Genomic DNA, 11,602 nt, shown 5'->3' with positions numbered 1-11,602 from the left:
GGCCAGGCGCGGCACCTCGTCGAAGTGCTCGCGCCGGTACGGGCCCCACACGGCCGGGCAGGTCAGCACCACCGACGACGGCGCACCGCCCTCCTGCGCGCCGACGAAGGCGACGACGTCGCGGAGCTGCGCGGCCAGCAGCGCGGCGGGGGAGTAGGCGGCACCGCTGAGCACCAGCGGCGTCGGGTCGCCGAGCCTGCGCTTGTGCCCGCGCGCCAACCGGGCCGGGTCCGACCTGCCCACCGCCTCGGCGACGTCGCCGGTGATCAGCGCGCCCTCGGCCGCCGCGTACACCACCGACGGGGTGATCACCCCGTCGCCGAGCGGGACCATCCGGGTGCCTGACTCCGAGGCCACGGCGGCCGCGGTGAAGGTCGTGCCGAGATCGATGCCGAGGCCGTAGCGCACTTGGACACTCCCTGCGTCGCGTCGCCGAATGATCAGGTCGGATGGTAATCCGACCGTTGTGCGGTAGGGATATCCCTACCCGCATCTGGGGTGGGCCACCTTGCCGACGGTGCCCGACTCGACCAGGCTGGCGGCGTGATCGGACTGCTGCTGGGGCTGCTCCGCCGCGCGGGCGGGTGGCGTCCCCGGCTGCGCCCGCCCACCCCGGACGCCGCTGAGCTGCGCCGCGACCTGGAACGGGTGCTGCACGACGGACCCGCGCTGCGCACCTCGGCGCTGGCGCTGGAGCTAGGCTTGCTCGCCGTGACCGTGACCGATCCCTGCCAGCGAGAGCGCGTCGAAGCCGCGCAGCACACCGTGCGCCTCGTCCTCGACGACCTGCGCCAGGTCGGGGAGGCGCTCTACCCGCCGGTGCTCCCCGGCGCGGGCATCGAACCCGCCCTGCGCTCGGTGGCCGAGCGCCACGGCCTGGCCCTCACCCTCGACGTGGTCGCGGCCGGGCTCGACGCCGACGCCCGGTCCCGCACCTGCCTGCTCGTGGCCGACCACCTGCGCTCGCTGCGCCCGGACACCGCCGTCGCGGTGCGGGTGCGCGCGGGCCGCCACCTCATCCGGGTGCGCATCACCGAGGACCGCCCCGGCGCGGCCCCCCGTCGGCACTGGGCGGTGCTCCGGTGCGCGTAGCCATCGCCGAGGACGGCGCCCTGTTCCGCGAGGGACTGGTGCTGCTGCTGGAAGCCGCGGGCCACGAGGTCGTCGGCTGCGTGCCCGACGGCGACCGCCTGCTCGCCCTGGTCACCACCGAACCGGTGGACGTCGCCGTGCTCGACATCCGGATGCCGCCCGAACCCGACGGCGGCCTGACCACCGCCGAGCGCATCCGCGCGCTGTACCCGGACATCGGGTTGCTGCTGCTGTCGCACTACGCCGAGACGCACTACCTGATGCGCGTGCTGGAGATCGGCACCGAGCGCATCGGCTACCGGCTCAAGGAGCGCGTGGCCGGCGTGCAGGTGCTCGACGACACGCTGGCGCGCATCGCCGCGGGCGAGATCGTGATCGAACCGGTGCTGGCCAAGCGGTTGGTGCAGACCCCGGCGGGCCGCGACGGCGGGGCGATCGACGCGCTGACCGAGCGCGAGCACGACGTGCTGCGGCTGATGGCCGAGGGCCGCACCAACAACGCCATCGCCGCCGAGCTGTTCATCTCCGCCAAGGCGGTGGAGAAGCACATCGCCGCGATCTTCACCAAGCTCGACCTGCCGGGCGACCCGTCCGTGCACCACCGCCGGGTCCTGGCCGTGCTGGCCTACCTCCAGGCGCGCCGGATCGACGGCTAGGCGTGCTCGCCCGGCGCGGGCGGGGACGCGCCCCGCACCAGGTGGCGGCGCAGGCACCCGCCGCCCTGCTGGTGTCGGCGCTCGTCGGCAACCTCGCCGAACTGGTGTCCGGCGAGGTGGTGTTCGGCGTTCCCTCCACCGGTGGGCTCGTCGTCGCGGTGAGCTGGCCGCCGCGCCCGCCCGGGACGCCGCTCGGCGCCGACTTCGCCCAGGTGGCCACCGCCCCCGGGGTGTCCGCGGCCGAACCGGCCCCCGGCGGCGGCGTGGTGGTGATCACCAAGTCGGGCCGCGTCACCGGCACCGACCGGTCGGCGCTGCGCGAAACGGCCACCTGGCTGGGCCTGGCCACCCGCCTGGACCGGCTGCGCACCGCCCGCGACCAGGCCGCCCGCCGCGCCGAGGGGCTCGACGCCGACCTGGCCGCCACCCGCGAGCGCCTGGCCCAGGTCCGCGACCTGGAGCGGCGCAGGCTCGTCGGCGCGATCACGGCGGTGACGACCCGCGAGTTCGCCGACGTCCGCGCCCGCGCCGAGGAACTGGGCTCCGCCTTCGCCGCGGACGACAGCACGGCCGACCCCGTTGCGGGAAAGGCGAAAGCGGGCAGCGGTACGGCGGAAACGGGTGGCGCCACGGTGAACGCCGTGGACAACACCGCGGAAACGGGCGGTGGCAAAGCGGAAACGGGCGGCGGAACGGCGGAAGCGGGCGACAGCGCGGCGAAAATGGGCGACAGCGCAGCAAATATGGGCGCCAGCGCGGCAAATATGGGCGCCAGCGCGGTGGAAGCGGGCGGCGACGCGGTGGGTGCCGTCGACAACCCGGCGGGCCGGGCGGTCGCGGACGCGGCGGGGCGCGCGGTCGACGGGCTGCGCGACGCCCTCGACGAGTTGATCGACACCTTCCGCACGGTGGTGCGCGGCGTGCACCCCGCCATGCTCCCCGAGCGCGGCCCCCGCGCGGCGCTGGAGGAACTGGCCGCGACGCTGCCCCGGCCGGTGCGCTTCGGCGGCGACCTGGGCCGCCGCGTCGGTTGGGAGGTCGAGTCCGGGCTCTACCACGCCGCCGCCGCGGTGCTGACCGTGCTCGCGGGCCGCGACGCGGACACCCCCGTGGCGGTCGACCTCGGCAGGCAGGGCACCGTGCTGCGGGTCGTGGCCACCGCCGCCGAACCCGACCGCCCGGTGGCGGCCCTGGTCGCCGCCCTGGCCGACGACACCGAACGCCTCGCCGTGCTCGGCGGAGCGCTGACCTGCGCCGCGGCGGGCGGTGTCGCCACCGTGTCGGTCCGGCTGCCCGAGCGCATCGGCGCGGACGCCGTCAACGGGGAGACCACCACCGCCGGGCTCCTCGACCGCGTCCGCGACCTGCTGGAGCAGGGTTGGCAGGCGGCCACCGACCCCGCCGACCGCGACCGCTGGGCCGCCATCGCCGACCGCCTGGGCAGGCCGGTCCGGCTGGCCGTGGTCGGCCCGGCCCGCACCGCCGTCGTGGGTGCGCTGCTCGGCACCGAGGTCGCCGCGGCCGAACACCCCACCTGGTACGCCCGCGGCGAGAGCGGCGCGACAACGAACGCGAACGGGCACCGGGTCGTGCGGCTGCCCGCGGACTTCCTGCGCGGCCTGACCGTGGTCGAGGTGCCCGGCGCGCCCGACGCCGCGCTCGCCGCGGCGTTGTCCGCCGAGTCGGAGGGGTTCGCCCCGGCCGTCGACGCCGTGCTCTGCCTCACCCCACCCGAACCGGGCTTCCGCGAGACCCTGCGCGCGGGCAGGCACCGGGTGGCGCTGATCGACCCGGACCCCGGCCTGCGCCCCGGCCTCGCCCTCGTCGCCGCCACCCTGCGCGAGGAGGAGCACCGCGCCCTGCGCTCCACCGCACCGGACCCCGTCGCCCTGGCCCGCGTCCCACCACCGGACCTGCCCACCGCGGTGTCCACCGCCCGCGGCGTCGTGGAGCAGGGCGCGGCCGCCCTGATGTCCGCCCTGGCCCAGCGCAGCGGCCTGACCGCACTGCGGCGCGGGCTGGCCGACACCCTGCTGGCCCGCGCGGAGGTCATCACCGCCCGCCGCGCCCTGGTGGCCGTCGACGCGGCGCTGCCCGCCCTGCCCGCGAACCACCCGCTGCGCTGGTCGGTCGAACAGGTCCGCGTGGAGGCCCACGACATCGCCGAACTCGACCTCCTCGACGACATCACCCGAGGCGCGGTCCCCCTGCGCGCCGACCGCGCCGCCGCGCTGCGCCTGCTCGGCGCCCACGGCCTCGCCGCCCGCACCCGCCTCGGCCTGCCCGCCGACACCCCACCGGACCGGGTCCACACCACGGCCCAGGCAGCGGCCGACCGGTGGCGCGCCCACGCCGAACACCCGGCGACCGGCGCCAGGACCCGGCACGCCTGCGAGGTCCTGATCCGCACCTGCGAGGGCCTGACGGCGCAAGCCCTCCCCACCCCGCGCAGCCGCACCTCCACACCGGTGTGAGCGCCCGGCTACGTGGTGGCCCGGCAGCCGCGTGCGCGCCCGGCCCGCGTCGGCCACCCGGTCGCGGGCTGCCGACCCGCTCCGCGGTCCGAGGACGAGCGGGCTCGGCCCTGACCGGATCGTTCCGCTCCCTGGCGCGCGCGTACCTGGTGGTGGCGGCCCGCGACGGCGAAGCTGGACCCGTGAGCGAAGCGCTGATCGTCATCGACGTGCAGGAGTCCTTCCGCAGGCTGCCCAACTGGGCGGAGCTGTCGAACCCGGACATCGTCAGCCGGGTGAACACCCTGGTCGAGCACGCCAGGGCCGAGGGGGACCCGGTGGTGTGGGTGCTGCACGCGGAGCCCGGCAGCGGCACCGCGTTCGACCCCGCCACCGGCCACGTCCGCCTGATCGACGGGCTGGAACCGCTGGAGGGGGAGCCGCTGCTGGTGAAGACCTCGCACAACGCCTTCACCACCACCAACCTCCAGCAGCGGCTGACCGCGCGCGGCACCGGCGGGGTGCGGGTGTGCGGCATCCGCACCGAGCAGTGCTGCGAGACCACCGCCCGGGTCGCCTCCGACCTGGGTCTCGCCGTCACCTTCGTGACCGACGCGACCGCGACCACCCCGCTGCCGCACTGGCGCACGGGCGTCGTCCTGGGGACCGACGAGATCGTCGAGCGCACCGAGTACGCCCTGGCCGGTCGGTTCGCCACCATCGCCACCGTCGCGGAGGTCACCGGCGCCGCGCTGACCGGATCGTGACCAGGGTCGTCTTCCTGCTGGCCCCCGGTGTCCACCTGCTCGACCTCGCGGGCCCCGCGCAGGTCTTCTCCACCGCCGCCGACCACGGCCTCGGCTACGACCTGGTCCACGCCGCCGAGCAGGACGAGGTCCGGTCCGCCCAGGGCGTGGTGCTGCGGGCCGGGCCGCTGCCCGACCTCACCCCGGAGGACCTGGTCGTCGTGCCGGGGTGGCGGTCGAGCGGTGGCCTGGGGCCCGTCCCGCTGCGCCGGGCCACCCTGGGGTGGCTGCGCGACCACCACACCGCGGGCGGCACGGTCGCCAGCGTCTGCGCGGGAGCCGACGCCCTCGGCCGCGCCGGGCTGCTGCACGGGCGGCGCTGCACCACCCACCACGAACTCCAGGACGACCTCGCCCGCCGGTACCCGGGCGCGACGGTCGTCCGCGACGTCCTGTACGTCGTCGACGGCACCGTGGTGACCTCGGCGGGCATCGCCAGCGGCATCGACCTCGCCCTGCACGTCCTCGCCACCCGCCACGGACCCGCCGCCGCCGCCCGCGCCGCGCGGGCCATGGTCGTCCACATCCGGCGCAACGGGGACGAACAGCAGGTCAGCGCCCTGCTCCGGCACCGCGCGCACGTGTCCGAGACCGTCCACCGCGTCCAGGACACCATCGAGTCGCGGCTGACCGAGCGCCTGCCCCTCGCCGAACTCGCCCGCGTCGCCGCGTGCAGCGAGCGGACCGTCACCCGGGAGTTCGCCCGCGCCACGGGGACGACACCGCTGCGCTACCAGCAGGAGTTGCGGCTGGAGCGCGCCGAGCACCTGATCGGCCAGGGCACGCCGGTCGAGTCCGCCGCCCGCGCGGTCGGGTTCGCCGACGCCCGCATGCTCCGCCGCCTCCGCGCCCGACCCCACCGCGCACCCGCCCGCCCACCCTCGTAGCGGCGGAGGTCGCGCGGCAGGCGGCGTGCGCGCGGTGGTGCGTCGACCACACCCGCCGCCGGTCGGTCGGTCCACTCGGGATGGTCCGGTCAGAGGGGGACGAAACCGGCGACCACCGTTCCCCGGCCGGGTGCCGAGGTGACGCGCACGGAGCCGCCCACGGCGGCGGCGCGCGCGTTGAGGTTGTGCAGCCCGGAGTCGGCGGGCAGGGCGGACCGGTCGAAGCCGGGGCCGTCGTCGCGCACCTCGAACTCCAGGCCCCGGTCGGTGTCGCGCGTGCGGACCGTGATCCGGGCGCCAGGGGCGTGCTTGTGCGCGTTGTTCACCGCCTCCATGCACACGAAGTAGACGGCCGACTCCGCCACGGCCGGGTACCGGCGCAGCCCCGGGCCCAGGTCCAGCGCCACGTCCGCGTGCTCGGCCAGCTCGGCGACCAGCGCGGCGGCGAGGCCGTCGTCCACCAGGGCCAGCGGCAGGATGCCCGCCGCCGTGCGGCCCACCAGGGCCTCGGCCGCGTCGAGGCGGGTGAGCAGGTCGTCGAGCCGGGGGCGGGCCGCCGCGGCGCCGCCCTTGGCCACGGCGTGCTCCAGCAGCCCGACCGCCATCCGCAGGGCGACCAGGTGGTGCTGCGCCCCGTCGTGCAGGTCGCGTTCCAGCCCGCGCCGCTCCCGGTCCATGTCCGCCGCCGCGCGCCACCGCGCGTCCGCCAGCTCCCGCAGCGCCGCGTCCCCGGCCCGCCGCAGGTCGTCGGTTTCGGCCGCCAACCGCGCGGCGGCGAACACCGGCCCCAGCACCGCCGCCAACCCCTCCAGCGGCCCCGCCGACTCCGGGCACACCGCCACGACCCCCTGCGCCTCGCCGCTGTGCTCCACCACGGCCGACCAGGCGGGGCCGTCCACCCCCCAGCCGAACCGGTTCCCGGCGACGGTGAACCAGCACCCGTCGACCTCCGCGGCCCCCGCGATCGCCTCGGCCAGCGCCCCCAGGTCCGGCCACGGGGCTCCCGAGGCGCGGGGGAGCGCGAGGCAGTCGGAGACCGCCGCCACCGCCCGGCCTTCCCGTTCTCGCACCCGCACGCCACGACCGTACTCCGGCGATCACCCTCAGTCACCCGCGGTCTTCCGCGCGGCCGCGTTGGTGATGCTGCGTGACCGCGATGTGTTTGGAAGCCGGGGTTCCGCTGTGGTTTTCGATCGGGCCGGATGTGTTCACAGACCGTGCTCTTGCAGTGCTGTCCGGCTGGAACCGGGTCCGCCCGAAGTCCGGGGTGGTGTTGTCGGTGCCCGGATGGGGCTGATCGGCCGTGTGTTTGAAGCCCGGAATTTTTTTCGAGCGCTCCCGGGTGTCACATTCGTGGGCCCGGCGGTGCTGTAGGGGTATGGAGTTGGTTCAGCGCGGTCGAGCGGCCCCCGCGGCCGTCTTGGCGGTTCCCGGTGCCGGGGTGGGGCGGCGGGAGAGGGGGAGGGGCGTGGCGGACAGCGGTGGCGTGCGCCCGGACCTGGCCGAGGTGTTCCGCCGGGAGTACCGGCGGGTGGTCGGTGTGGCGGCCCGGGTCCTGGGGTCCCGGGACCAGGCCGAGGACGTGGCGCAGGAGGTGTTCCTCTCCTTCGGCCGTTCCTCGGTGCCCGACGGGGAGGCCCGGGGGTGGTTGTCGGTCGCCGCCGCGCACACCGCGTTGAACCTGATCCGCTCCGGGCGCCGCCGTGCGTCGCGGGAGGAGACCGCCGCCGTGGCCGAGCCCGTCGTCGTGGGCGACGTGGCCGACGCGGTGGTGGTGACCGAGGAGCGCGGCCGGGTCCGGGCGGCGCTCGGGCGGTTGCCCCGCAAGCAGGCCGTGGCCCTGGTGCTGCGGCACAGCGGCCTGAGCTACGCCGAGGTGGCCGCGGCGCTGGACATGTCCCCCGGCAGCGTCGGCACCACCGTGCGGCGCGCCGAAACCGCTCTGCGTGAGGAGTTGAACCGTCATGCGTCATCCGGGTGAGGGCGTGCTGCGCAGGCTGGTCGACGAGCCCGCGGGCGTCGCCGACGCCGATCGCGGGCACGTCGCGGACTGTGCGCGGTGCCTGGAGGAGTTGGCGGGTGCGCGGGAGGACGCCACCCGCGTCGGCGCGGCGCTGTCGGTGGTGGGTGTGCGAGCCGACAGCGACATCGACGGGGCTGACGTCGACGGAGTTGACGTCGACGCGGCCTGGCAGCGGCTGACTGCGGTGCCCGCGGAGCGGTCCGCGCGGGCGACGGCGCCGCGCCGGGGGCGCTCGATCCTGCGGCGCCCGGTCGTCGCGGCGCTCGCCGCCGCTGTCGTACTGGCGGGGGCGGGCACCGCAGCCGCCAACGACTGGCTGCCGATCTTCCGGACCGAGCGGGTCGGCGCGGTCAGCCTCAGCACCGCCGACGTGATGGCCCTGCCCGACCTGAGCGCGTACGGCGACGTCGCCGTGACCCGGGACGGCGAGGTGCACCGGGTCCGCGACGCGGCGGCCGCGGCCGCCGAGACCGGGGTCGACGTGCCGGAGTTGGCCGTGCTGCCCCGGGGGGTCACCGGTGGTCCGGAGTACCGGGTGGGCGGCAAGGTCAGCATCGCGTTCACCTTCGCCGCGGAGCGCGCCGAGCGGGCCGCCGCCGGGGTCGGGGAGCGGATGCCGTCGCCCCCACCGGGGTTGGACGGCAGCCAGGTGCGGTTGGTGGCGGGCCCGGGGGTGGCCGCGGTCTGGTCGCAGGCCGCCGGTGTGCCCGCGCTCGTGGTGGGGCGCGCTGTCGCGCCCACGGCGGTGTCGGCCGGGGTGCCGTTCGAGGTGGTGCGGGACTACCTGCTGTCGTTCCCCGGTCTGCCCGACACCGTCGCGGCCCAGTTGCGCGCCTTCTCCAACGGCTCCACCCTGCCGCTGCCCGTGCCCGGCGACCACGTCACCAGTTCGACCGCGCAGGTGCACGGCGTGCCCGCCACGGTCCTGGCCACCCGGGACGCGACGATGGCGGCCGTGGTGTGGGTCGACGACGGGGTGGTCACCGCGGTGGCCGGGGCGTTCGACGCCGACGAGGTGCTGGCGATCGCCGGGGAGGTGCGCTGATCATGACCGGGCAGAACACGCGGGACGCCGCGCGACTGGTGGCCGACCTGCCGCCGACACCCGCCGCGTGGTGTTCGGGGCTGCGCAAGGGGTACCGGCGGCGCCAAGCGGTGGACGACGTGTCGTTCCAGGTCGGCCGCGGCGAGGTGGTCGGGCTGCTCGGACCCAACGGGGCGGGCAAGACCACGGTGATCAAGATGCTGCTCGGCCTGGTCACCCCGGACGCCGGGGAGGCCATGCTCCTGGGCCGCCCGGCCCGCGAACCGGCCGCCCGCGTGGGCGTCGGCTACCTGCCCGAGCTGTTCCGGTACCAGCCGTGGCTGACCGCGGCGGAGGTGCTGACCCTGCACGTCCGGCTGGCCGGGGCCAACGTGCCCCGGCGGGAGCAGCGCGACTGCCTGGAGCTGGTGGGCCTGGCCGACCGCGCGGGCGACCGCGTCGGCGGCTTCTCCAAGGGGATGCAGCAGCGGCTCGGCCTGGCGGTCGCCCTGGTGGCCCGACCCGAACTGGTGGTCCTGGACGAACCCACCAGCGCGCTGGACCCGCTCGGCCGCGCCGACGTGCGCGACATCGTGCTGTCGCTCAAGTCGCGCGGCGTCGCGGTGCTGCTCAACTCGCACCTCATCGGTGAGGTGGAACGGGTCTGCGACCGGGCGGTCATCCTCGACCACGGCCGCGTCGTCGCCTCGGGCACCCTCGCCGAACTGCTCGGCACCCGCGAACTCCGCCTCCGCCTGACCGACCTCACCCCGGCCGCCGAAGCCCGCCTGACCGCCACCGGCACCGTCAACCGGCAGGGCGACTGGTTCACCGTCGCCCTGCCCGCCGTCGAGGACGACACCACCGTCCCGGACCTGGTGCGCGACCTGGCCGCCGCGGGCGTGCGGCTGCACGCCGTCGAACCGGCGCGGATCAGCCTGGAGCAACGCCTGCTGGGCATCCTCCGCGCGGAGAACGCCCGCGCGGAGAGCGAGAACGCCGAGAACAAGAGCGCGGGCAACAAGAGCGCGGAGAACGGGAGCACCCGATGACGACGGTCCGAACGGTGTTGACCATCGCCGCCCTCACCCTGCGCGAGGCGTCCCGCAGGCGCGTGCTGTGGGCCCTGGCCGTGCTCACGGTCGCCCTGCTCGGCCTGAGCGCCTGGGGTTTCTCCCGGTTGCTGGCGGAGTCCGGCGTGGATCTCACCAGCGGCCAGGCCCGGTTGGTGGCCTCCCAGTTGCTCAACCTGGTCATGTTCGGCTTCAGCCTGATCGCGGCGCTGGGCACGGCGTTCCTCACCGGCCCCACCCTGTCCGGCGAGACGGAGTCGGGCATCGCCCTGTCGGTGCTCGCCCGCCCGATCCGCCGCTCCGCGCTGCTGCTGGGCAAGTGGCTGGGCCTGGTGGCCTTCGGCAGCGGCTTCATCGTCGTCGCGGGCCTGGCCCAGTGCCTCGTGGTGCTGTGGACGGTGGACTACTGGCCCCCGCAGCCCGTCACCGCCCTCGCCCTGCTCGCCGCCCAGACGACCGTGCTGCTCACCCTGGGCCTGCTGCTGTCCACGGTGATCTCCCCGATGGCCTCCGGCGTGGTCGCGGTCGGCCTCTTCGGCGCCACCTGGGTGGCGGGCGTCGTCGGCGGCCTCGGCGCCGCCCTGGGCAACGAGGGCGTCGCCCGCGTCGGCACCGTCTCCCGGGTGCTCCTGCCCACCGACGGCCTCTGGCGCGGAGCCATGCACGGCTTCCAGGACGCGGCCGCACTGGCGGACGCGGGCCCCGGCTTCGACGGCTTCCCGTTCCTGAGCCAGTCCGCGCTCAGCCCCGCCTACCTGGCGTGGGCGGCGCTGTGGGTGGCCATGATCTGGGGCCTGGCAGCCACCTCCTTCGCCCGCAAGGACCTGTGACCACCGGGGTACCGTGCGCCCGTGCCCGCCCAACGCCCCCTGCTCTTCCTCGACGTCGACGGACCGCTCCTCCCGTTCGGCGCCCCACCGGAGCAGTACCCGATGTACGGCGCCGCCGACTCGAACCCGCTCCTCGCCCGGCTCGACCCCCACCACGGCCCCCGCCTGACCGCCCTGGGCTACGACCTGGTCTGGGCGACGACCTGGGTGCACGAAGCCAACGAGAGCATCGCCCCACGCCTCGGCCTGCCCCCCTCGGCAGTGGTCACCTGGCCGGAACCGACCACCGCCGAAGACGACCACGACGAGCGCAACGGCCTGCACTGGAAAACCCGCACCCTCATCACCTGGGCCGCGAACCGCCCCTTCGCCTGGGTCGACGACGAGATCACCCCCGCCGACCGGGCGTGGGTGGCCGCGCACCACCGGGGCCCGGCCCTGCTCCACCGCGTCGACCCCCGGCGCGGACTCACCGACACCGACTACGCCACCCTCGGCGAGTGGTCGCGGGAGACCCGCAGGCGGAGCCTGCCGCACACCCAGGGCACCGCCTGACCCCCCGAACCCCACCGCCGCATCAGCAACCGCCCACCCGAACCCTCCGGCGCAGCCACCAACCGGCCACCCGAAGCCGCCTGCCCACCACCAGCCCCCCGAACCCACCCGGCGCAGCGACAGCCAACCACCTCCGCAACCGCCGGCCCGGCGAGCGACTGCCCGGGTGGGTGGATGTGTTTGGCCGGGGGTGGCGATCATGT

General features: G+C 76.0%; 11 protein-coding genes and 1 pseudogene. 10 read left to right on the top strand and 2 right to left on the bottom strand.

The features are described from left to right. Positions 1-408, bottom strand: a pseudogene (locus UO65_RS22090) (Hsp70 family protein); the annotation flags it as partial. 135 nt (positions 409-543) lie between these two features. Here UO65_RS22090 and UO65_RS22085 point away from each other — a divergent pair. The 5 genes from UO65_RS22085 (at position 544) to UO65_RS22060 (ending at position 5,894) form a co-directional block, all read left to right on the top strand. Further along, positions 544-1,092, top strand: coding sequence for a histidine kinase (locus UO65_RS22085; protein WP_035285848.1), 549 nt, complete (start codon positions 544-546; stop codon positions 1,090-1,092). After that, positions 1,083-1,748, top strand: coding sequence for a response regulator transcription factor (locus UO65_RS22080; RefSeq protein ID WP_084176101.1), 666 nt, complete (start codon positions 1,083-1,085; stop codon positions 1,746-1,748). Before UO65_RS22085 ends, UO65_RS22080 begins: the two co-directional genes overlap by 10 nt. Before the next feature lie 2 nt (positions 1,749-1,750). Further along, entirely contained in the window at positions 1,751-4,222 is a 2,472-nt protein-coding gene (locus tag UO65_RS33540) for a hypothetical protein (protein ID WP_052021561.1), read from the top strand. Between the two features lie 182 nt (positions 4,223-4,404). Beyond that, on the top strand, positions 4,405-4,968 hold the full coding sequence (locus UO65_RS22065) for an isochorismatase family protein (RefSeq protein ID WP_035285844.1): 564 nt from the start codon (positions 4,405-4,407) through the stop codon (positions 4,966-4,968). After that, the gene (locus UO65_RS22060; RefSeq protein ID WP_035285842.1) at positions 4,965-5,894 is read left to right on the top strand and encodes a GlxA family transcriptional regulator; all 930 of its coding nucleotides are present in this window, start codon (positions 4,965-4,967) and stop codon (positions 5,892-5,894) included. Before UO65_RS22065 ends, UO65_RS22060 begins: the two co-directional genes overlap by 4 nt. 89 nt (positions 5,895-5,983) lie before the next feature. Here the strand turns inward: UO65_RS22060 and UO65_RS38710 are convergent, their stop codons facing one another. Next, entirely contained in the window at positions 5,984-6,970 is a 987-nt protein-coding gene (locus UO65_RS38710; RefSeq protein ID WP_152552204.1) for a sensor histidine kinase, read from the bottom strand. A 392-nt stretch (positions 6,971-7,362) separates the two neighbouring features. Between UO65_RS38710 and UO65_RS22050 the strand changes: the two genes are divergently transcribed. The 5 genes from UO65_RS22050 to UO65_RS22030 are packed head-to-tail and all read left to right on the top strand — an operon-like array spanning position 7,363 to position 11,399. Then, positions 7,363-7,875, top strand: coding sequence for a sigma-70 family RNA polymerase sigma factor (locus UO65_RS22050; RefSeq protein ID WP_200873425.1), 513 nt, complete (start codon positions 7,363-7,365; stop codon positions 7,873-7,875). Continuing rightward, on the top strand, positions 7,859-8,962 hold the full coding sequence (locus UO65_RS22045) for a hypothetical protein (RefSeq protein WP_035285837.1): 1,104 nt from the start codon (positions 7,859-7,861) through the stop codon (positions 8,960-8,962). The genes UO65_RS22050 and UO65_RS22045 overlap by 17 nt, the downstream gene beginning before the upstream one ends. A gap of 2 nt (positions 8,963-8,964) precedes the next feature. Then, positions 8,965-9,993 (top strand): ABC transporter ATP-binding protein, encoded by a 1,029-nt coding sequence (locus UO65_RS22040; protein ID WP_084176095.1) that lies wholly within the window; start codon positions 8,965-8,967, stop codon positions 9,991-9,993. After that, positions 9,990-10,844, top strand: a complete 855-nt coding sequence (locus UO65_RS22035) for an ABC transporter permease (protein ID WP_035285835.1) — start codon at positions 9,990-9,992, stop codon at positions 10,842-10,844. Before UO65_RS22040 ends, UO65_RS22035 begins: the two co-directional genes overlap by 4 nt. 21 nt (positions 10,845-10,865) lie before the next feature. Beyond that, the gene (locus tag UO65_RS22030) at positions 10,866-11,399 is read left to right on the top strand and encodes an HAD domain-containing protein (protein WP_052021557.1); all 534 of its coding nucleotides are present in this window, start codon (positions 10,866-10,868) and stop codon (positions 11,397-11,399) included. Positions 11,400-11,602 lie beyond the last annotated feature (203 nt).

It is taken from the genome of Actinokineospora spheciospongiae (assembly GCF_000564855.1).
GTDB classification, from domain to species: Bacteria; Actinomycetota; Actinomycetes; order Mycobacteriales; family Pseudonocardiaceae; genus Actinokineospora; species Actinokineospora spheciospongiae.
Note: the sequence above shows the minus strand (reverse complement) of the source record. Positions and strands in the feature narration are given on the sequence as shown.